19 protein-coding genes are annotated in these 21,279 nt (G+C 69.3%); 6 read left to right on the top strand and 13 right to left on the bottom strand.

Going from position 1 to position 21,279, the window contains the following annotated elements; translation table 11 throughout:
• Entirely contained in the window at nucleotides 1-1,191 is a 1,191-nt protein-coding gene (locus BM109_RS35190; RefSeq protein WP_093353655.1) for an ABC transporter substrate-binding protein, read from the top strand.
• On the opposite strand, the gene BM109_RS35185 is transcribed toward BM109_RS35190, so the two are convergent.
• Nucleotides 1,172-2,080 carry a LysR family transcriptional regulator gene (locus BM109_RS35185; protein ID WP_057594602.1) on the bottom strand — a complete coding sequence of 303 codons (909 nt, stop codon included), beginning with the start codon at nucleotides 2,078-2,080 and terminating at the stop codon, nucleotides 1,172-1,174. The two genes, BM109_RS35190 and BM109_RS35185, sit on opposite strands and share 20 nt — an antisense overlap.
• Nucleotides 2,081-2,166: 86 nt before the next feature.
• Between BM109_RS35185 and BM109_RS35180 the strand changes: the two genes are divergently transcribed.
• A complete protein-coding gene (locus tag BM109_RS35180; protein ID WP_093353653.1) occupies nucleotides 2,167-2,415 on the top strand; it encodes a DUF3297 family protein in 249 nt (82 codons plus the stop codon).
• A gap of 22 nt (nucleotides 2,416-2,437) precedes the next feature.
• Here the strand turns inward: BM109_RS35180 and BM109_RS35175 are convergent, their stop codons facing one another.
• The 10 genes from BM109_RS35175 to BM109_RS35130 form a co-directional block, all read right to left on the bottom strand.
• Nucleotides 2,438-3,355: a dihydrodipicolinate synthase family protein gene (locus BM109_RS35175; protein WP_093353650.1), complete on the bottom strand. Its 918-nt coding sequence runs from the start codon at nucleotides 3,353-3,355 to the stop codon at nucleotides 2,438-2,440.
• 16 nt (nucleotides 3,356-3,371) lie between these two features.
• A complete protein-coding gene (locus BM109_RS35170) occupies nucleotides 3,372-5,111 on the bottom strand; it encodes an IlvD/Edd family dehydratase (RefSeq protein WP_093353647.1) in 1,740 nt (579 codons plus the stop codon).
• 11 nt (nucleotides 5,112-5,122) lie between these two features.
• Entirely contained in the window at nucleotides 5,123-6,148 is a 1,026-nt protein-coding gene (gene yjfF, locus BM109_RS35165) for a galactofuranose ABC transporter, permease protein YjfF (RefSeq protein ID WP_093353645.1), read from the bottom strand.
• Entirely contained in the window at nucleotides 6,145-7,158 is a 1,014-nt protein-coding gene (locus BM109_RS35160; RefSeq protein WP_371269232.1) for an ABC transporter permease, read from the bottom strand. The genes yjfF and BM109_RS35160 overlap by 4 nt, the downstream gene beginning before the upstream one ends.
• A 328-nt stretch (nucleotides 7,159-7,486) precedes the next feature.
• On the bottom strand, nucleotides 7,487-9,016 hold the full coding sequence (locus tag BM109_RS35155; protein ID WP_093353640.1) for a sugar ABC transporter ATP-binding protein: 1,530 nt from the start codon (nucleotides 9,014-9,016) through the stop codon (nucleotides 7,487-7,489).
• Nucleotides 9,017-9,020: 4 nt separating this feature from the next.
• Entirely contained in the window at nucleotides 9,021-10,229 is a 1,209-nt protein-coding gene (gene mmsB, locus BM109_RS35150) for a multiple monosaccharide ABC transporter permease (protein ID WP_093353637.1), read from the bottom strand.
• Nucleotides 10,216-11,742, bottom strand: coding sequence for a multiple monosaccharide ABC transporter ATP-binding protein (gene mmsA / locus BM109_RS35145; RefSeq protein ID WP_093353718.1), 1,527 nt, complete (start codon nucleotides 11,740-11,742; stop codon nucleotides 10,216-10,218). The genes mmsB and mmsA overlap by 14 nt, the downstream gene beginning before the upstream one ends.
• Nucleotides 11,743-11,780: 38 nt before the next feature.
• Complete coding sequence (gene chvE / locus BM109_RS35140) at nucleotides 11,781-12,851, bottom strand: multiple monosaccharide ABC transporter substrate-binding protein (RefSeq protein WP_093353634.1); 1,071 nt, start codon at nucleotides 12,849-12,851, stop codon at nucleotides 11,781-11,783.
• Nucleotides 12,852-12,859: 8 nt separating this feature from the next.
• Nucleotides 12,860-13,825: an ABC transporter substrate-binding protein gene (locus BM109_RS35135; protein WP_057594593.1), complete on the bottom strand. Its 966-nt coding sequence runs from the start codon at nucleotides 13,823-13,825 to the stop codon at nucleotides 12,860-12,862.
• A gap of 63 nt (nucleotides 13,826-13,888) precedes the next feature.
• Complete coding sequence (locus BM109_RS35130) at nucleotides 13,889-15,355, bottom strand: aldehyde dehydrogenase family protein (protein WP_093353632.1); 1,467 nt, start codon at nucleotides 15,353-15,355, stop codon at nucleotides 13,889-13,891.
• A 146-nt stretch (nucleotides 15,356-15,501) separates the two neighbouring features.
• Between BM109_RS35130 and BM109_RS35125 the strand changes: the two genes are divergently transcribed.
• Nucleotides 15,502-16,461 (top strand): LysR family transcriptional regulator, encoded by a 960-nt coding sequence (locus BM109_RS35125; protein ID WP_093353629.1) that lies wholly within the window; start codon nucleotides 15,502-15,504, stop codon nucleotides 16,459-16,461.
• Nucleotides 16,462-16,479: 18 nt separating this feature from the next.
• Here the strand turns inward: BM109_RS35125 and BM109_RS35120 are convergent, their stop codons facing one another.
• The gene (locus tag BM109_RS35120; RefSeq protein WP_093353626.1) at nucleotides 16,480-17,256 is read right to left on the bottom strand and encodes an SDR family NAD(P)-dependent oxidoreductase; all 777 of its coding nucleotides are present in this window, start codon (nucleotides 17,254-17,256) and stop codon (nucleotides 16,480-16,482) included.
• A 150-nt stretch (nucleotides 17,257-17,406) separates the two neighbouring features.
• On the opposite strand from BM109_RS35120, the gene BM109_RS35115 reads away from it, so the two are divergent.
• From BM109_RS35115 to BM109_RS35105, 3 genes are all read left to right on the top strand, one after another.
• Nucleotides 17,407-18,345 carry an SMP-30/gluconolactonase/LRE family protein gene (locus tag BM109_RS35115; RefSeq protein WP_256222992.1) on the top strand — a complete coding sequence of 313 codons (939 nt, stop codon included), beginning with the start codon at nucleotides 17,407-17,409 and terminating at the stop codon, nucleotides 18,343-18,345.
• A gap of 88 nt (nucleotides 18,346-18,433) precedes the next feature.
• Nucleotides 18,434-19,402: a helix-turn-helix transcriptional regulator gene (locus tag BM109_RS35110; RefSeq protein ID WP_093353621.1), complete on the top strand. Its 969-nt coding sequence runs from the start codon at nucleotides 18,434-18,436 to the stop codon at nucleotides 19,400-19,402.
• A 69-nt stretch (nucleotides 19,403-19,471) separates the two neighbouring features.
• Entirely contained in the window at nucleotides 19,472-20,158 is a 687-nt protein-coding gene (locus BM109_RS35105; RefSeq protein WP_093353619.1) for a Crp/Fnr family transcriptional regulator, read from the top strand.
• A gap of 15 nt (nucleotides 20,159-20,173) precedes the next feature.
• Here the strand turns inward: BM109_RS35105 and BM109_RS35100 are convergent, their stop codons facing one another.
• Complete coding sequence (locus tag BM109_RS35100) at nucleotides 20,174-21,244, bottom strand: aldose epimerase family protein (RefSeq protein WP_093353616.1); 1,071 nt, start codon at nucleotides 21,242-21,244, stop codon at nucleotides 20,174-20,176.
• Nucleotides 21,245-21,279: the final 35 nt, after the last annotated feature.

The following is a 21,279-nucleotide window of genomic DNA, read 5'->3' as shown; positions in this document are numbered from 1 at the left end:
ATGACATCCACCACGCCCCTTCGCACCCGCCGCCGCCTCGCCGCGCTGCCCGTGGCCGCCGCGCTGGCCGCCGCCTTCGGTGCCGGCACCGCCTTCGCGCAGGACACGGTGAAGATCGGCTTCACCGGCCCCCTGAGCGGCGGTGCCGCGCTCTACGGCAAGAACGTGGTCAACGGCATGGAGATGGCGATCAAGGAAGTGAATGCCGCGGGCCTCGAAGTGGGCGGCAAGAAGTACAAGTTCGAGCTGGTCGCGCTCGACGACAAGTACTCGCCGGCCGACGCCGCCATCAACGCGCGCCGGCTGGTGCAGCAGCACCAGTCGCCGGCGGTGTTCGTGCCGCACTCGGGCGGCATCTACGCGATGCAGGCCTTCAACGAGCAGGAGAAGTTCATCGTGATGGCGTACTCGAGCACGCCGAAGATCACCGAGACCGGCAACAAGCTCACGATCCGCATCCCGCCGACCTTCAACTCCTACATCGAGCCCTTCACGCGCTACGAGATGAACAAGTTCGGCAAGCGCGTCGGCATGCTGCCGGGCGACCACGAGTACGCGAAGAACTGGAGCCAGCTGTTCGGCCCGGCCTGGGAGAAGGCCGGCGGCACCATCGCCTCGAACAACCCCATGTCGTACAACCGCTCGGCCGACTTCTACAGCGGCGTGAGCCGCGTACTGGCCGAGAAGCCCGACGTGCTGTTCGTCGGCGGCCCCTCGGAGCCCACCGCGCTGGTGGCCAAGCAGGCGCGCGAGCTCGGCTTCAAGGGCGGCTTCCTGGTGATGGACCAGGCCAAGTTCGACGAGATGGCCAAGGTCACGGGCGGCCTCGGCGCGCTCGAGGGCTCGATCGGCGTGCTGCCGGTGTCCTACGACGAGCGCGTGGGCCCGAAGAGCTTCGCCGAGGCCTACCGCAAGGCCTACGGCGCCGACAAGGACGCGACCACCGAGTCTTCCTACAACTACACGCTGGTGCACGCGCTGGCCGGCGCGATGAAGCTCGCGGGCACCACCAGCGACGCGGCGGCGATCCGCGCCAAGCTCGGCGATGCGCTCAAGGCACTGCCCGAGAAGATCAATGCCGGCAGCTTCAAGGGCGTGGACAGCGTGGGCGGCACCATTGTCGACCCGCTGGTGGCCACAGTGGAAGGCGGCAAGATCAAGCCGGTGAACCTCAGCGACCTGATGAAGTGACGGGCGCGACGCTGCGCGCCAGCAGGTGGTCCACCAGCCGGCGCTGCGGAAAGCCCAGCGTCTCCTGCCGCGTGCAGATGTACATGCGGCGCGAGGCCCAGGCGTCGGTGAGGTTCAGGAAGCGCAGCCCCATCTCCTTGCGGTAGGTGGCGGCCGCGCCCTCGGGCAGGATGCCCACGCCCATGCCGGCCTCGATCATCCGGCACACGGCCTCGAAGCTCTTGACCTGCACGCGCAACCGCAGCACCTTGCGCGCCAGCGCGGCCGCGTCCTCGATGGTGCGCGCGATCGCGGAGTCGCTCTCGAGGCCGACGAAGTCGAAATCGAGCAGCTGCTCGAACGAGACCTCGCGGCCGCGGTGCGGATGCCGCCGGTGCACCACGGCCACCAGCCGGTCCATGCGGTAGGGGATGAAGTTGAGGCTGGCGTCCGAGGTCTCGCCGGTGATCACGCCGACGTCGGCCTGGCGCTCGCGGATGGCCTGCACGATCCACACGCTGCGGTGCTCCTCCACGTCGACGCGGATCTCGGGATAGGCACGCCGGAAGCTCGCCACGTCGTCGGGCAGGAACTGCCCCATCGCCGAGGCATTGGCCTGCAGCCGCACGCGGCCGGTGGCGCCCTGCGCGTAGTCGGACAGGTCGGCGCGCATGCGGTCGACGTCGCGCAGGATCAGCCGCGCATGCACCGCGAGCGACTCGCCGGCGCCGGTCACGGTCACGCCGCGCGAGCTGCGCTGGAACAGGGTCACGCCGAACTGGCTCTCGAGCATCGCGATGCGGCGGCTCGCGGCCGACAGCACCATGTGGCTCTCGGCGGCGGCCTTCGAGAGGCTGCCGCATTCGACGGCGCGCAGGAACAGCGCAAGGGAATCCAGGTCGGGTCTCATGGGGGCGGGGGGCGGTCGGCCACTATCATTGCACGCCGCCGCGCGCCCACTGCCGCGGCCGGCCCCTTCGACCGACAATCCTTGCCATGACCGACGCCACCGAACGCCCGCCCCTGCCCGACCGCCTCTCGACCGACGCACGCAGCCCCTTCCACCTGCCCACGGCCTTCGAGCACGAGATCGGCATCCGCTTCAACGGCAAGGAACGCCTCGACGTCGAGGAGTACTGCATCAGCGAAGGCTGGATCAAGGTGCCGGCCGGCAAGACGGTGGACCGCAAGGGCCATCCGCTGCTGCTCAAGCTCAAGGGCGCGGTCGAGGTCTACTACCGCTGACCCTCGCCGAGGGGACAGTCCTTCAGCGCCCCCAGCGCAGCACCAGCGGATCGAGCCGCCGCGCGGTCTCGATCAGTCCCGCGCGCGTGTCGGGATGCAGCGCCGGCAGCGGATGCCGCGGCGCCTCGCAGGCGATGACGCCGCCCTCCTTCATCAGCGCCTTGCAGGCCAAAAGGCCGGCCTGGCGGTTCTCGTAGTTGATCAGCGGCAGCCACTGCTGGTAGCGCGCGAAGGCCTCCTCGCGCCGGCCCTCGCGGTGCGCCACCAGGATCGGGCGCAGGCCGTCGGGATAGCCGCCACCGGTCATCGAGCCGGTGGCGCCGGCATCGAGGTCGGGCATCAGCGTGATCGCCTCCTCGCCGTCCCACGGGCCCTCGACCGCGTCGCCGCCCAGGCGGATCAGCTCGCGCAGCTTGGCGGCCGCGCCCGCGGTCTCGATCTTGAAATAGGCCAGGTGCTCGATCTCGCGCGCCATGCGCGCGAGGAACGGCGCCGACAGCACGGTGCCGCTGGCCGGCGCGTCCTGCACCATGATCGGAATGCCCACGGCGTCCGACAGCCGCGCGTAGAACGCGAAGATCTGTTCCTCGGGCACGCGGAAGGTGGCGCCGTGATACGGCGGCATCACCATCAGCATCGCGGCGCCCATGTCCCGCGCGCGGCGGCTGCGCTCGGCGCATACCCTGGTGCTGTAGTGGGTGGTGGTGACGATCACCGGCACACGGCCCTTCACGTGCTCGAGCACGGTGCGCGTGAGCACCTCGCGCTCCTCGTCCGACAGCACGAACTGCTCGGAGAAGTTGGCCAGGATGCACAGGCCGTCGGAGCCGGCGTCGATCATGAAGTCGACGCAGCGCTTCTGGCTCTCGAGGTCGAGCGCGCCCCGTTCGTCGAAGGTGGTGGGCACCACCGGGAAGATGCCGCGGTATCGGGGGGTCATGGAATGGCTCGGGCTTTCAATGGGAATGACGCGGCACGGCCGCGCCGCGGCAGCCGACCAGGAAATCGAAGTCGCAGCCCTCGTCGGCCTGCAGCACGTGGTTCACGTAGAGCTTCTGGTAGCCGCCGCCGCGCGTGCTCATGGGCTGCGCGTCGGAGGGCCCGAGCGCGGCCAGCCGGGCGGCCAGTTCCTCGTCGCCGATGTCCAGGTGCAGCCGACCGGCATCGCAGTCGAGCTCGATCCAGTCGCCGTCGCGCACCGCCGCCAGCGGGCCGCCGTCGGCCGCCTCGGGCGCGACGTGCAGCACCACGGTGCCGTAGGCGGTGCCGCTCATGCGCGCGTCGGAGATGCGCACCATGTCCTTGATGCCCTGGCGCAGCAGCTTGGGCGGCAGGCCCATGTTGCCGACCTCGGCCATGCCGGGATAGCCCTTGGGGCCGCAGTTCTTCAGCACGAGGACGGAGCTGGCGTCGACCTCGAGCGACTCGTCGACGATGCGTTCCTTGTAATGCTCGAGGTTCTCGAACACCACCGCGCGGCCGCGGTGCTTGAGCAGCTCGGGCGTGGCCGCCGAGGGCTTGAGCACGGCGCCGCGCGGCGACAGGTTGCCGCGCAGGATGCGGATGCCGCCGTCGGCGATCAGGGGTTTGGCCAGCGGACGGATCACCTCGTCGTCGAGGCTGGGCGCGTCGCGCACGTTGTCCCACAGCGAGCGGCCGTTGACGGTGAGCGCGCCCGGGTGCGGCAGCAGGCCGTTCTCGCCGAGGCGGCGCAGCACCGCGGGCAGGCCGCCCGCGTAGTAGAACTCCTCCATCAGGAAGCGGCCCGAAGGCATCAGGTCGACGATGGTCGGCGTGTGGCTGCCGATGCGGGTCCAGTCCTCGAGCTCGAGTTCGACGCCGATGCGCCCCGCGATCGCCTTCAGGTGGATCACGGCATTGGTCGAGCCGCCGATGGCCGCATTGACGCGGATGGCATTCTCGAAGGCCTCGCGCGTGAGCACCTTCGAGAGCGTCAGGCCCTCCTTCGCCATCTCGACCGCGCGCATGCCCGACATCTGCGCCAGCACGTAGCGCCGCGCGTCGACCGCGGGAATGGCCGCGTTGTGCGGCAGCGAGGTACCGAGCGCTTCTGCCATGCAGGCCATGGTGGAGGCCGTGCCCATGGTGTTGCAGGTGCCGGCCGAGCGCGACATGCCGCCTTCGGCCGAGAGGAACTGGTGCAGGTCGATCTCGCCGGCCTTGAGCGATTCGTGCAGCTGCCACACGGCCGTGCCCGAGCCGATGTTGCGGCCGTCGAGCTTGCCGTTGAGCATCGGCCCGCCCGTGACCACGATGGCCGGGATGTCGCAGCTCGCGGCGCCCATCAGCAGCGCGGGCGTGGTCTTGTCGCAGCCGGTCAGCAGCACCACGGCATCGACCGGGTTGCCGCGGATGGCTTCCTCGACGTCCATGCTCGCGAGGTTGCGCGTGAGCATGGCGGTGGGCCGCAGGTTCGATTCGCCGTTGGAGAACACCGGGAACTCGACCGGGAAGCCGCCGGCCTCCGAGATGCCGCGCTTGACGTGCTCGGCGATCTTGCGGAAGTGGGCGTTGCAGGGCGTGAGTTCCGACCAGGTGTTGCAGATGCCGACGATCGGCCGGCCGTCGAACTCGTGATCGGGGATGCCCTGGTTCTTCATCCAGCTGCGGTACATGAAGCCGTTCTTGTCGGCCGTGCCGAACCATTCGGCGGAGCGCAATTTCTTGGGGGTCATGGGGAGGTCGATCAGCGGCGCGGGGCGCGCGAGGTGAAGAAGCGTTGCAGCAGGCAGAACACGAACAGCAGCGCACCGACGACGATGCGCGTCCACCACGAGCTCAGCGTGCCGTCGAAGGAGATCAGGGTCTGGATGATCCCGAGCATCAGCACGCCGAACAGCGTGCCGGCGACATAGCCCACGCCGCCCGTGAGCAAGGTGCCGCCGATGACCACCGCCGCGATGGCGTCGAGCTCGAGGCCCACGGCATGCAGGCCGTAGCCCGAGAGCATGTAGAAGGTGAAGATGACGCCGGCCAGCGCCGAGCAGAAGCCCGAGAGGGTGTAGACGCCGATCAGCGTGCGGCGCACCGGCAAGCCCATCAGCATGGCCGAATGCTCGCTGCCGCCGATGGCATAGACGGCGCGGCCGAAGGGCGTGCAGTGGGCGACGAAGACCGCGGCCAGCAGCACGCCGACGGCGATCGCCGCGCTCAGCGAGATCGAGGCCTCGCCCCAGATGGGAATGCGGATCTGCGAGACCTCGGTGTAGAACTCGTTGGTGATGCTGATCGAGTCGATGCTGATCAGGTAGCACAGGCCGCGCGCGAGGAACATGCCGGCCAGCGTGACGATGAAGGGCTGCAGCCGGTAGCGCTCAATCAGGAGGCCCATGAAGGCGCCGAAGGCGGTGCCCATGGCGAGCACGAGCGGAATCACGACCGCCGGGCTCCAGCCGTGCTTCTCGACCAGCGCGGCCGACACCATGGTGGTGAGCGCGATCACCGAGCCCACCGAAAGATCGATGCCGCCCGAGAGGATCACGAAGGTCATGCCGACGGCGACGACGATCAGGAAGGCGTTGTCGATCAGCAGGTTGAGAAAGACCTGGGCCGAGAAGAAGCCGTCGTAGAACACCGAGCCCAGCGTGGCGACGAGCACGAACAGCGAGATGGTCGCGGCCAGCGGCAGGTACTTGGGATTGAGCCTGCTGCGCCCTCTTCCGCTTGCGGGTGAGGGCCGGGGTGAGGGTGCGGTTTCGATCACGGCGCTCATGCCTTGGCTCCGTCACGCGCCGGCCGCTGCACCAGCGCCCGGATCTCCGCCCTGAACTCGGGCGACTGCAGCAGCATCACCGCGAACACCACGCCGGCCTTCACCACGAGGTTGATCTCGGGCGGCACGCCGAGCGAATAGATCGCATAGGTCAGGGTCTGGATGATCAGGGCGCCGATCACGCTGCCCACGAGGCTGAAGCGCCCGCCGGTCAGCGCGGTGCCGCCGAGGGTCACGGCGAGGATCGCGTCGAGCTCGATCAGCTGGCCGGCGTTGTTGCCGTCCGCGCTCTTGACGTTGGAGCTGATCAAAAGGCCCGCCACGCCCGCGCAGGCGCCGCAGAAGGCATAGGCCCCGACGATCAGCCGCCGCGCCTGCACACCCGCCACGCGCGCGGCCGTCGGGTTGATGCCCACGGCCTGGATGAACAGGCCCAGCGCGGTGCGCGTGATGGCGAGATACAGCAGCACGAACACGGTGGCGACGATGAACAGCGAGAACGGCAGGCCCAGCAGGTAGCCGCTGCCGAGGAAGAAGAAGGGCTTGTAGTAGATGGTGATGATCTGGCCGTCGGCGATGAGCTGCGCGATGCCGCGACCGGCCACCATGAGGATCAGCGTGGCGATGATCGGCTGCATGCCGACCTTGGCGACCAGCAGGCCGTTCCACAGACCGCACAGCACCGCGATGCCGATGGCCGCCAGGATGGCCAGGCCCATGGGAAAGCGGCTCACGTCGCTGGCCACCGAGCCGCCGATCATCCAGGCCGCGAGCGCCGCCGCGATGGCCACGACGGCGCCGACCGAGATGTCGATGCCGCGGGTGGCGATGACCAGGGTCATACCCAGCGACACCAGCACCAGGGGGGCGGCGCGGTTGAGGATGTCGATGAGGCTGCCGTAGAGGTGGCCTTCTCTCCATTCGAGGTGGAGGAAGCTGGGGTTGAAGGCTGTGTTGATGGCCAGCAAGAGGAACAGCGTGACCAGGGGCCAGGTCAGGCGGTGGTGCATGGCTTTGTGCACTCGGCTTTTTGTTGTTGTCATTGGGGGGGTCTCTGCTGGAGGGCTGGGGCGCGTGCACAGGACAGCGGGTACTTCCCTCCGCGAATGTCCCCCGCCTTCGGCTCCTCCTTTATTTCGCTGCGGGAAGCACCCACTGCCCTGTGCACGAGGAGCGCAGTCGTTGTGCGGCCGGTTCCACGGTCGTGTCCAGGCTCACGTCGATGGGGTACTCCCCGCAGCGAAATAAAGGAGGAGGCCGAAGGCCGGGGGACATTCGCGGAGGGGAGTACCCCGTCGGCGTGAGCCCGCCCCGAACGAACAACAAAAGACAAGCGCGTCATGCCGCAGCAATCATGTCGTACACCTCGTCCTCCGTAGCCCCGCCCGGCAACTCCCCCACCTTCTTCCGGTCACGCAGGACCACGATGCGATGCGCAACCCGCACCACCTCGCTCATCTCGGAAGAAATGAAGATCACCGCCATCCCCGCGCGCGCGAGCCGCAGGATCTCTTCCATGATCTCCTGCTTGGCCGCCACGTCGATACCGCGCGTGGGCTCGTCGAGGATCAGGATGCGTGGCTCGGTCGCGAGCCAGCGCGCGATCATCGCCTTCTGCTGGTTGCCGCCCGAGAGCAGACCGATGGGGGTTTCGACACTCGCCGTCTTGATGCCCAGCGAGGCCACGAAGCGCTCGGCCATCGCCGTCTGTTCGGCATGCGAGAGGAACTTGCGCGTGCCCAACCGTGCCTGCAACGCGAGCGCGATGTTCTCGCGCACCGACAGCTCGGCCACGATGCCGTCGGTCTTGCGTTCCTCGGGACACAGTGCCAGGCCCTCGCGGATCGCATCGGCCGGGTTCGAGAAGCTCAGCGTGCGGCCCTCGATCTTCAACACCCCGCGATCGGGCGTCTCGAGCCCGAACAGCAGCCGCGCCAGTTCCGTACGGCCCGCGCCCAGCAGGCCCGCGATGCCGACCACCTCGCCGGCGCGCACTCGCAGGTCGGTCGGTTGCAGCTGGCCGGCCTGTGCCAGTCCCTCGATCTGAAGCAGCGCGGGGGCCGCCTCGTCGAAGGCCGGCAATGCCGCGGGCCGCGCCGACTGCGCCGCCAGCTCGCGCCCGAGCATCGCCGCGATCAGCGCCTGCGGCCCCAGGTCCGCCGCCTTCCATTCGCCCACCCAGTGGCCGTTGCGCAGCACCGTGATGCGGTCGGACACCGCGTACATCTGGTTGAGGAAGTGCGTCACGAAGACGATCGCCATGCCCTCCGCGCGCAGCCGCCGCAGCACCTCGAACAGCTTCTCGACCTCGTCGTCGTCCAGGCTCGAGGTCGGCTCGTCGAGGATCAGCACCTTCGACGACACGCCGAGCGCGCGCGCGATCGCCACCATCTGCTGCACCGCCACCGAATAGCTCGACAGCAAGCGCGTCACGTCGATCTCGAGACCGATGCGCGCGAGCAGTTCCTCCGCGCGGCGGTTCACCGCGCGCCAGTCGATGCGAAAGCCCTGCAGCGCGCCGCAGCGCGGATAGCGGCCCGCGAACACGTTCTCGGCCACCGACAGGTTCGGGCACAGGTTCACTTCCTGGTAGACCGTGCTGATGCCGAGTTTCTGCGCATCGAGCGGCGAGGCCGGATGGATCGCCTGCCCGTCGAGGAACATCTCGCCGCCGCTCGACGGCAGCACGCCCGTCAGCACCTTGATCAGCGTCGACTTGCCCGCGCCGTTCTGCCCCATCAGCGCATGCACCTCGCCCGGGTACAGCTCGAGCTGCACGTCGTCGAGCACGGCGATGCCGCCGAACTGCTTGCGGATGCCGCGCAGCGCGAGCACGGGCGGGGGCGCGGAGGTCGCTGATTCGGTCATGGGGCTACTTGTTCTTGTTGTAGACGTCGATGAACACCGCCGCCAGCAGCACCAGCCCCTTGATCACCTGCTGGTAGTCGATGCCGATGCCGAGGATCGACATGCCGTTGTTCATCACGCCCATGATGAAGGCGCCGATCACCGCGCCCATCACCTTGCCCACGCCGCCCGAGGCCGAGGCGCCGCCGATAAAGCAGGCCGCGATCACGTCGAGCTCGAAGCCCAGGCCGGCCTTGGGCGTGGCGGTGTTGAGCCGGGCCGCGAACACCAGTCCCGCGAGCGCCGCCAGCGCGCCCATGTTCACGAAGGTCAGGAAGGCCAGGCGTTGCGTCTTCACGCCCGACAGCCGCGCCGCCTTCTCGTTGCCGCCCAGCGCATAGATGCGCCGGCCGATGGTGGTGCGGTTGGTGACGAAGTCGTAGGCCACGATCAGCACCGCCATCACGATCAGCACGTTGGGCAGGCCCTTGTAGGTGGCCAGCAGGTAGCTGAAGAACAGGATGATGGCCGCGAAGAACAGGTTCTTCACGAGGAAGAAGGCATAGGGCTCCTGCGCCATGCCGTGCGCGGCGAGCTTGGCGCGGCCGCGCAGCTTGAAGAACACCAGCGCCGCGGCCGCCAGCGCGCCCACGACCAGCGAGGTGGTGCGCAGCGCCGCGCCGCCGATCGGGTCGGGGATGAAGCCCGAGCTCAGGCGCTGGAAGGCCTCGGGAAACGGCCCCACCGACTGGCCCGCGAGCAGCGCCAGCGTGAGCCCCTTGAACACCAGCATGCCCGCGAGCGTGACGATGAACGAGGGGATCTTGCGGAAGGCCACGAACCAGCCCTGCGCCGCGCCGATGACCGCGCCCGCGAGGATGCTCACGATGGCGGTCGGCACGAAATGCCATTCGTACTCCACCATCAGCACCGCCGCCAGCGCGCCGATGAAGCCGCAGACCGAACCCACCGACAGGTCGATGTGGCCGGCCACGATCACCAGCAGCATGCCCAGCGCCATGATCACCACGTAGCTGTTCTGCAGCAGCAGGTTCGTGAGGTTCAGCGGCCGCAGCAGGGTGCCGTCGGTCAGCACCTGGAACAACACCATGATCGCGACCAGCGAGATCAGCATGCCGTATTCGCGCAGGTTGTTCTTGAGGAAGCCCGCGTGCAGGCCCCTGGGCTCGGCGGCCACGGCGGCGGTCACCGCCTGCGCTTCAGGCTGCGACATGGACCGTGCTCCCCGCGCGCACGATGGCGTGCATGATGCGTTCCTGCGTGGCCTCGGCGGCCGTGAATTCGGCGACGAAGCGCCCCTCGTTCATCACGTAAATGCGGTCGCACATGCCGAGCAGCTCCGGCAGTTCGGAAGAGATCATGAGAATGCCTTTGCCCTCGCGCGCGAGCCGGTCGATGATGGTGTAGATCTCGTACTTGGCGCCCACGTCGATGCCGCGCGTGGGCTCGTCGAGGATCAGCAGCTCGGGCTTCGTGAACAGCCACTTGCTCAGCACCACCTTCTGCTGGTTGCCGCCCGAGAGGTTGACCACCGGCTGCTCGATGCCCGCGCAGCGGATGTTGAGCGCCTTGCGGTACTCGTTCGCCACCTGGAACTCGCGGCCCGGGTCGATCACCAGGCCGTCGGCCACCGCGTCGAGGTTCGCGAGGCTCACGTTCTTGCGGATCTCCTCCTCGAGCACCAGGCCCAGGCCCTTGCGGTCCTCGGTCACGTAGGCGATGCCGTGGTCGATGGCCTTGCGCACCGTGCTCACGTCCACCGTCTTGCCGTGCATCAGCACCTCGCCGCTGATGCGCTGGCCGTAGGAGCGGCCGAACACGCTCATCGCGAGCTCGGTGCGGCCCGCGCCCATCAGGCCCGCGATGCCGACGATCTCGCCCTGGCGCACGCGCAGGCTCACGCCGTGGATCTGCTCGCGATCGGCATGCTGCGCATGGTGCACGCGCCAGTCGCGCAGCTCGAACACCGTCTCGCCGATCCTCGGCTCGCGCGGCGGATAGCGGTGCGCCATGTCGCGCCCCACCATGCCGCGCACGATGCGGTCCTCGCTGATCGCCTGGGCGCGGCAGTCCATGGTCTCGACCGTGGCGCCGTCGCGCAGCACGGTGATCGCATCGGCCACCTTGGCGATCTCGTTGAGCTTGTGAGAGATCAGGATCGAGGCGATGCCCTGGCGCTTGAGCTCGAGCAGCAGGCGCAGCAGCGCGTCGCTGTCGGTCTCGTTGAGGCTCGCGGTGGGCTCGTCGAGGATCAGCAGGCGCACCTCCTTCGCGAGCGCCTTGGCGATCTCCACCAGCTGCTGCTTGCCCACGCCGAGGTCGGTCACCAGCGTGGTCGGCGCTTCTTTCAGGCCGACCTTGGCGAGCAGCTCGCGCGTCCTCGCATAGGCCGCGAACCAGTCGATCACGCCGCCGCGCGCGATCTCGTTGCCGAGGAAGATGTTCTCGGCGATCGACAGCAGCGGCACCAGCGCGAGCTCCTGGTGGATGATGATGATGCCGAGCTTCTCGCTGTCGGCGATGCCCCGGAAGCGGCGCGGCTCGCCCTCGAACAGGATCTCTCCGTCGTACGAGTCGCAGGGGTAGACGCCGCTGAGCACCTTCATCAGCGTGGACTTGCCGGCGCCGTTCTCGCCCACCACCGCGTGGATCTCGCCCGCGCGCACCGCGAGGTTGACGTTGCTCAGCGCCTTCACGCCCGGGAAGGTCTTGGTGATCCCGCGCATCTCGAGGATCGTGCCGCCGCCGTGCGCGTCGCGCTCGTTCACTTGACCTGGCTTTCCTTGTAGTAGCCGCTGTCGACCAGCACCTGCTTCCAGTTGCTGCCGTCGACGCTGACCGGCTTGAGCAGGTACGAGGGCACGACCTTGACGCCGTTGTTGTAGGTCTTGGTGTCGTTGACCTCGGGCGTCTTGCCCGAGAGCATGGCGTCGACCATCGCCACCGTGACCTTGGCGAGTTCGCGCGTGTCCTTGAACACGGTCGAGCTCTGCTCCTTGCGCAGGATCGACTTCACCGAGGGAATCTCGGCGTCCTGGCCCGACACCACCGGCATGGCCTGCGAGCCCGAGCCGTAGCCCACGCCCTTGAGCGAGGACAGGATGCCGATCGACAGCCCGTCGTAGGGCGAGAGCACCGCGTCGACGCGCTCCTTGGTGTAGAAGGCCGACAGCAGGTTGTCCATGCGCGCCTGCGCCACCGCGCCGTCCCAGCGCAGGGTGCCGACCTTGTCCATGCCCATCTGCTTGCTGCGCACCACCAGCTTGCCGCTCTTGATGTAGGGCTCGAGCACCGACATCGCGCCGTTGTAGAAGAAGAAGGCGTTGTTGTCGTCGGGCGAGCCGCCGAACAGCTCGATGTTGAACGGCCCCTTGCCGGCCTTGAGGTCGAGCGCCTTCTCGATCGACTGCGCCTGCAGCACGCCGACCTGGAAGTTGTCGAAGGTGGCGTAGTAGTCGACGTTCTTCGAGCCCTTGATGAGCCGGTCGTAGGCGATCACCTTCACGCCCTTGTCGGCAGCCTTCTGCAGCACGTCGGACAGCGTGGTGCCGTCGATGGCCGCGATCACCAGCACCTTCGAGCCCTTGGTCACCATGTTCTCGACCTGCGCGAGCTGGTTCGGAATGTCGTCGTCGGCGTACTGCAGGTCGGTCTTGTAGCCCTTCTCCTTGAAGTACTTGACCATGTTGGCGCCATCGGCGATCCAGCGCGCCGAGGACTTGGTGGGCATCGAGATCGCGATCAGGCCCTTGTCCTGCGCATGGGCCAGCGGCACGATGCCGGCGGCGGCGAGCGCGAGGCCCGCCACGGCGGCCTTGAGGAAGTTGCGCTTCATGGTCGTTCTCAGTACTTGCGGTTCGGGAATTCCTTGGCGGCCACTTCCATCGGGAAGATGCCCTCCTCGGTCACGATGCGCTTGGGCAGCGTCTTGCCGGCCTTGATGTCCTTCACCGCCTGCATCAGCTGCGGGCCCAGCAGCGGGCTGCATTCGACCGAGACGTTGAGCTTGCCGGCGATCATGGCCTCGAAGGCGCCCTTCACGCCGTCGATGGAGATGATCACGATGTCCTTCGCGGGCTTGAGGCCGGCCTCCTCGATGGCCTGGATCGCACCGATCGCCATGTCGTCGTTGTGCGCGTAGAGCACGTTGATCTTCTTGCCCTCGGCCTTGAGGAAGGCTTCCATCACCTCCTTGCCCTTGGCGCGCGTGAAGTCGCCGGTCTGCGAGCGCACGATCTTGAACTTCGGGTCGGCCTTGATGATTTCCTCGAAGCCCTTCTTGCGGTCGATGGCGGGCGCCGAGCCCACCGTGCCCTGCAGCTCGACGATGTTGACCTCGCCCTTCTGGTCCTTCATCTTCTCGACCAGCCAGCGGCCGGCCTTGCGGCCCTCCTCGACGAAGTCCGAGCCCATGAAGGTCACGTAGAGCGTGTCGTCCTTGCTGTTGACGGAGCGGTCGGTCAGCACCACCGGGATCTTGGCGGCCTTGGCCTCGCGCAGCACCGTGTCCCAGCCCGACTCGACCACGGGCGAGAAGGCGATCACGTCGACCTTCTGCGCGATGTACGAGCGGATCGCCTTGATCTGGTTCTCCTGCTTCTGCTGCGCGTCGGAGAACTTGAGCTCGATGCCGGCCTCCTTGGCCGAGGCCTTGATCGACTCGGTGTTGGCGGTGCGCCATTCGCTCTCGGCGCCGACCTGCGCGAAGCCCAGCACGAGCTTCTTCTGCGCGAGGACGGAAGCCGGCAGCAGACCGCCGAGGGCGGCGGCGGCGAGCGCGGCGTTGAGGGTGCGGCGGTTCATGGTCATGGGTCGTCTCCTGTTGTGGATGGGGGCTGCTGGTCGGGAAACTTCGGGGGATCAGGGTGCGGCTCAGGCCAGCATGTAGCCGGTCTTGACCTGCGTGTAGAACTCGGCGGCATGGCGTCCCTGCTCGCGCGGGCCGTAGCCCGAGCCCTTGCGGCCGCCGAAGGGCACGTGGAAGTCCACGCCCGCGGTCGGCAGGTTGACCATGGTCATGCCGACCTCGGCATGGCGCCTGAAATGCATCGCGTGCTTCAGCGAGTTGGTACAGATGCCCGCGCACAAGCCGAAGGGCGTGTCGTTGCACAGCGCGAGCGCATGCTCGTAGTCGGTGGCGCGCAGCACGCAGGCCAGCGGGCCGAAGATCTCCTCGCGCGCGATGCGGTGGCCGGGCTCGGCCAGGAACAGCGCCGGGCTCATGTAGTGGCCGGCGGTGGCGCGCTCCAGCGCTTCGCCGCCCCAGACATGCTCGGCGCCCTCGGCGCGCGCGATCTCGACCCAGGCGAGATGCCCCGCGAGCCGTTCGGCGTCGGCCACCGGGCCGATCTCCACGCCGCGCTCGAGCGCATGGCCCACGCGCAGCGCCTTGAGCCGCTCGCGCAGCCGCGCCACGAAGGCGTCGTGCACCGCGGCCTCGACGATCAGCCGGCTCGAGGCGGTGCAGCGCTGGCCGGCCGAGAAGTAGGCGCCCTGCACCGCGCAGTCGACCGCGCGCTCGAGGTCGGCATCGGCCAGCACCACCAGCGCGTTCTTGCCGCCCATCTCGAGCTGCACCCGGGCACGGCGCGCGCTGGCACCGCGCAGCACGCGCTCGCCGACGGCGGCCGAGCCGGTGAAGCTCAGCGCGTCGACGTGCGGGCTGTCGACCAGCGCCTGGCCGACCTCGCGGCCGCTGCCCATCACGAGGTTGAACACGCCCGCGGGCAGCGCGGCGCGGCTGATGATCTCGGCCAGCGCCCAGCCGCAGGCCGGCACCCGCTCGGCCGGCTTGAACACCACGCTGTTGCCGTGCGCGAGCGCGGGCGCGATCTTCCAGGCCGGCACCGCGAAGGGCGCGTTCCACGGCGCGATCAGGCCGACCACGCCGAGCGGCTCGCGCGTGACGTCGACCTGCACGCCCGCGCGCGCCGAGGCGAGGCTCTCGCCGCCGCCGGCGCCCGCGCCGCCACGGAAGGCCTCGCCCGCGAAGAACTTGAACACCTGCCCCGCGCGCGCCACCTCGGCCACGGCCTCGGGCAGCACCTTGCCCTCCTCGCGCGCCAGCAGCAGGCCCAGCTCGTCCTTGCGCGCCAGCAGCTCGGCGCCGATGCGGTCGAGCACGTCGGCGCGGCGCTGCGGCGTGCTGTGGCTCCAGTGGGGGAAGGCGTCGGAGGCGGCGCGGATCGCCGCGTCGGTCTGGCGGCGGTCGGCCCGTGCGTATTCGGCCACCACTTCGCTGGTGTCCGAGGGATTGGTGCTCACACCGGTGGTCGCGCTGGTTTCCCAGCGGCCGTTGATGTACTGCCGCACGTTCTGATGGATCTCGCCGTGGAACACCGTGGCGCCGACCTTGTCTCTGTTGTTGTAGGGGGTGGGCGGCAGTCTAGGAATGAAACGGATATCGATCCAATCATTTTTTCGACAAAATGAATATCGATCGAGACATTCTGGAAAACCCGGGCGAACCGAGGTTCTCACCCTTCATGACGAACTACACCCATTGGTTTATCCGCGCGCGGCTCAAGACGCGCCAGCTGCTGCTGCTGGTGGCACTGGCCGAGGAAGGCAACATCCACCGCGCCGCGCAGGTGCTCAACATGACGCAGCCGGCGGCCTCCAAGCTGCTCAAGGACCTGGAGGACGTGCTCGAGGTGCCGCTGTTCGAGCGGCTGCCGCGCGGCATGCGGCCGACCTGGTACGGCGAGACCATGATCCGCCACGCGCGGGTGGCGCTCGCGAGCCTGAACCAGGCGCACGACGAGCTCACCGCGCTCAAGGCCGGCCGCTTCGGCCAGGTGAGCGTGGGCGCGATCACCGCGCCGGGCCTCACGCTGCTGCCGCCCGCGGTGGCGATGGTCAAGCGCGAGCAGCCCCACCTGCGGATCTCGCTCGAGATCGAGACCAGCCCGGTGCTGATCGAGCGGCTCGAGCAGGGCAAGCTCGACATCCTGGTGGCGCGGCTGTTCGCCGAGCACGACAAGTCGCAGCTGCGCTACGAGGCGCTGACCGAGGAGCCGGTGTGCGCGCTGGTGCGCCCCGGCCATCCGCTGCTGGGCGTGAGCGGCCTCACGCTGCGCGACGTGGTCGGCGAGGGCTGGATCGTGCCGCCGGCCGGCAGCGTGCTGCGGCACCGCTTCGAGCTGATGTTCCAGGAGGAGGGGCTGCAGCCGCCGATCAACACCATCGAGAGCTCGGCGCTGCTGTTCATCACGCGCATGCTGCAGCAGAGCGACATGGTGGCGGTGCTGGCGACCGACGTGGCGCGCTACTACGCCGCGCACGGCATCGTGTCGCTGCTGCCGCTGGACATGCCCTGCCACATGGACGCCTTCGGCATCATCACGCGCACCGACCGGCTGCTGTCGCCGGCGGCCAAGGTGATGATGAAGGCGCTGAAGACGGCGAGCCTGAGCGTCTACGGGCGCAAGCTCGAGATCGACTGACGGGCCGCCGGCCGGGCTTCAGGTCCAGCCGGCGTCCACCGTGAACTCCTGCGCCGTGCACATCCGCGCATCGTCCGAGGCCAGGAACAGCACCATGCGCGCGATGTCCTCGGGCATCAGCTTGTCGGGCAGGCACTGGTTGCGCTTCAGGGCCTGCTCGCCCTCGGCATCGAGCCACAGCGCGACCTGGCGCTCGGTCATCACCCAGCCGGGCGAGACGGTGTTGATGCGGATGCGGTCGCGGCCCAGCTCCACCGCGAGCCCGCGCGTGAGGCCGTTGACCGAGGACTTGGCGATCGCATAGCAGGGATAGCCCGAGCCCTTGGTCTGCCAGCCGGTGGAGCCGAGGTTGACGATCGAGCCCGCGCCCAGGCGCTTCATGCCCGGCACCACCGACTGGATCGCGAACAGCGCGGGGCGCTCGTTGATCGCCATGCGGTTGTCGTAGTAGTCGGGCGTGACCGACTCGAGCGTGTGGCGGTCGTCGCTCGCGACGTTGTTGACCAGCACGGCGAAGTCGCCGAGTTCGGTGGCCGCATCGGCGATGGCGGCCTGCAGCGCGCCGATGTCGCGCACGTCGCAGGCGCGCCACCAGGGCGCCGCGTGGCCGGCCTGCGCGATGCGTTGCGCGAGCTCGGCGCTGGCGGCTTCGGCGATGTCGACGAAGGCCACCCTGGCGCCCTGCGCGGCGAAGGCCGACACGATGGCCGCGCCGATGCCGCTGCCGCCACCCGTGACGAACACGGTGCGGCCCGAGAGGCTGGGGTGGATGGCGAGGGAGGAGGAAGCGGTCAAGGAGGTCTCCGGACGGGGTGGTCTTGATGCATTGCAAATTGCATATCAATGCATACAGTTATTTTTGATTTCCGTTATCAATATGCCTTGATACGATCCGCGGCGTCAAGAAGACCCGCCACGAGGCACACAACGAAGAAGGCACGCGCAATCACCGCCGCAGAGACAAGCCCCCTCCCCGCGCCGACGATCCTCGGCACGCCCGAATGCATCTGGGATGCCGGCGCCAACCTCGGCGAAGGCACGATGTGGTCGCCGCGCGAGCAGGCGCTCTACTGGATCGACATCCTCACGCCGCGGTTGTTCCGCTTCGACCCCGCGAGCGGCGAGCGCCGGACCTGGCGCTTCGCCGAGGAGATCACCGCGATCGCCGAGCGCGCCGCCGCCCCGGGCCTGGTGATCACGCTGAGCCGCGGCTTCGCCTTCTTCGATCCCGCGACGGCGCCCGAGGGCGAGACCGCCGCGCCCGCCTACCTGCACCAGCCCGAGCCCGAGCGCGCGGGCAACCGCTTCAACGACGGCAAGTGCGATGCGCGCGGCCGCTTCTGGGGCGGCAGCATGGACTTCGACTGCCAGGCGCCCACTGGCGCGCTCTACCGCTTCGACGGCGACGGCCGCTGCAGCCGGCACGACGACGGCTTCGAGGTCACGAACGGCCCGACCTGGTCGGCCGACGGACGCACCCTGTACTTCAACAACACGGTGCTCAACCACCTCTACGCCTACGACTTCGACATGGAGGCCGGCACGGTGGCGAACCGCCGCCTCTGGCACCGCTTCCCCGCGACCGACGGCCTGCCCGACGGCATGACCACCGACGTGGCCGGCCGGCTGTGGATCGCGCACTGGGACGGCGCCTGCGTGAGCTGCCACGACCCGGTGAGCGCGCGGGAACTCGCGCGCATCGCGCTGCCCGCGGGCAACGTCACCGACTGCGCCTTCGGCGGTCCCGATCTGCGCACGCTCTACATCTCGACCGCGCGCAACGGCCGCACCGAAGCGCAGCTCGCGTCGGAACCGCTGGCCGGCGGCCTGTTCGCGGTGCGCATCGACGGCCCGGGTGTACCGGCGAGCCTGTTCGCAGGCTGACCCGACCCTGCTGGCCCCACGGGCACGGGGGATTGCGATGCCGGCGCCGCCGAGTCGCCGGACAATCCCCCGCTTCGCTCCGACGGCCATGCTGCACTTCACGACCGACGACCTCCGCCCGCAGGACCGCTTCGACCACTGGTGCGAGGTGCGCGGCCGGCACCTGTTCGGCGTCACGATCGAGCTGCCGCGCGAGCGGCGCACGGCCTTCGAAGGGCACTTCCTCTCCACGCCGGTCGGCAACGCGAACGCCTGCGCCAGCGTCTCCGAGCTGCGCGCCTCCTCCTACCGCGTGAGCCGCACGCGCGCCGACATCGCGCGCGTCGCGGGCCAGAGCCTGTGCATCGGCCTGCAGGTGCGCGGCCCGGGCTGGGTCAGCAGCGGCCGCGACGAAGGCCGGCTGGTGCGCGAGGGCGACCTCGTGGTCCACCATGCCGACCTGCCGTTCGAGGCCACGCCGATGCGCGGGGACGGCTTCGATTTCCGCTCGCTGCGCATACCGCTCGCGCCCGGCATGCTGCTGGGCGCGCGCGCCGACGACCTGTTCGCGGCACCGCTCACGCGCACGGCCGCCTTCGCGCGGCCGCTGATGGCGCTGTTCCGCGCGCTGACGACGCGGCCGGGAGAGCTCGCGAACGCCGGGGCCGAGGTGGTGCATGCCGTGCGGCTGACGCTGCTGGCGCGCGGCCGCCTCGCGCCGGGCCTGCCCGAGAGCCGCGCCGCGCTGCGCTCGGGCCTGCTGCACGCGGCGCGCGAGATCCTGCAGCGCGACCTGCGGCTGCCCGAGCTCTCGCCCTCGAGCGTCGCGCGCGAGCTGGGCATCTCGCTGCGCCAGGTGCACGTGCTGTTCGAGCCCACCGGCCGTTCGTTCGCGCGCACGCTCACGGCGCTGCGGCTCGCCGACGCCTCGCGGCTGCTGGGCGCGGCACCGGGCCGCTCGATCACCGACATCGCCTACCTCTGCGGCTTCGACAGCCTCGCGACCTTCTACCGCGCCTTCCGCGCCGCCTATGCCATGACGCCGCGCGACGCGCGGGCGCTGGCAGACGGCCCCTGATCGTTTCACCGCGGGGCGCCTGCGCGCAATGAGAAGACGCGGCGGCCGCGCGCGCCAATCATCGCGGCCATGTACCTGCATCCCCTCACGGCCGGCCTTCCGATGGCGGAACGGGAATGGCTGACCCGCCACAGCGAGCTGCGCTACTTCCGGCGCAACGAGACCGTGCTCGAGGCTGGCGAAGACACCGACCGCGTCTACTGCGTGGCGAGCGGGCTGCTGCGCGTGGTGGCGCGCGGCCGCACGCCGGGCGCCGACTTCACGAGCGAGTTCATCCGCGCCGACGACTTCTTCCTCGACCTCGGGCTGCCGGAGGACCGCTACCGCTCGACGCAGGCGCTGGTCGCGGCGCTGCCCTCGTCGGTGCATCTGGTGTCGGTGGCCGCGCTGCGCGAGCTGTGCGCGCGCCGGCCCGAGATCGCGCTGCGCCTGCTGGGCCTGGTGGCGAAGCGGCTGGCCCTGCTGCGCGGACGGCTGCGGCGCGTCTCCACGCTGTCCTCGGGCGCGCTGGTGGGCCACGTGCTGCACCAGCTCACGCAGCTGGCGCCGGTGCACGCGGGCGGCTTCGACAAGCGCATCTCGCAGTCGATGATCGCCTCGTACTCGGGGCTGTCGCGCGAGGTGGTCAACAAGACCATGCGCGCCATGGAGCAGCGCGGCCTGCTGCGGCGCGATGCGCAGGCCGTGCACGTGCCCGAGGATTTCGCGCTGACGGATTTCGGCGCGCTGCCCGACGACCAGCTGTCGACGGCCTGAGCCCGGCGCCGGGCTTCAGGCGATGCCGAAGCGGTGCTCGGTGACGCTGCGGAACACCTCGCCGGGCCGCAGCACCGTGGAGGGAAATTCCGGCCGGTTCGGCGAATCGGGGAAGTGCTGCGTCTCCAGGCACAGGCCGTCGCCCTGGCGGATCGCCGCGCCGCCGCTGCCCAGCAGGCTGCCGTCGAGGAAGTTGCCCGAATAGAACTGCACGCCGGGCTCGGTGGTGTGCACCTCCATCGTGCGGCCCGAGGGCTCGTGCGCCAGCCGCGCGGCCAGCGCGAGGCCGTCGCGCTCCTGCGCGCGGTCGAGCACCCAGTTGTGGTCGTAGCCGCGCGCGATCAGCATCTGCGCATGGCCGTCGCGGATGCGATCGCCGATGGCCAGCGGCTGCCGGAAATCGAAGGGCGTGCCCGCCACCTCGGCCAGCCCGGTGGGGATCAGCGTGGCATCGACCGGGCAGTAGCGGCTGGCCGGCAGCGTGAGCCGGTGCGCCATCACGCTGCCCTGCCCCGCGAGGTTGAAGTAGTCGTGGTGGCTCAGGTTCAGCACGGTCGGCCGGTCGGTCTCGGCGCGGTAGCCGATGCGCCAGGTGTTGGCGGTGGTGCTCAGTTCGTAGCGCACCGCGAGCCGCAGCTCGCCCGGATAGCCCTCGTCGCCATGCGCGCTGACATGGCGCAGCTCGATGCCGATGCGCCCGGGCTCGCCCGGCAGCGCGTAGATGCTCCAGAAGCGCTTCCCGAAGCCCTGCGTTCCGCCGTGCAGCGAGTTCGGCCCGTCGTTGAGCGCGAGCTGGTGCGCCTGGCCGTCGAGTTCGAAGCGCCCGGCGGCGATGCGGTTGGCGAAGCGCCCGACGATGGTGCCGAAGTGCGGATGCGGCCCGAGGTAGGCCGCGAGGTCGGGCAGGCCCAGCACCACGTTGGCGGCGCGGCCCTGGCGGTCGGGCACCAGCAGCGCGGTGACGATGCCGCCGAGGTTGATCGCCTGCAGCCGCAGGCCGAGGCCGTTGTCGAGCGTGTACTCGATGACGGGCCGGCCGTCGGGCATGCGGCCGTAGCTGCGCTGGGAGATCCTCGGTTCGCTCATCGGATGAAGTCGGGTGTGGATGGAGCGGCCCGGCG

Source organism: Variovorax sp. PDC80, assembly GCF_900115375.1.
Lineage (GTDB): Bacteria > Pseudomonadota > Gammaproteobacteria > Burkholderiales > Burkholderiaceae_C > Variovorax.
The sequence above is the reverse complement of the archived record's forward strand: the minus strand, read 5'-3'. Positions and strand labels throughout refer to the sequence as shown.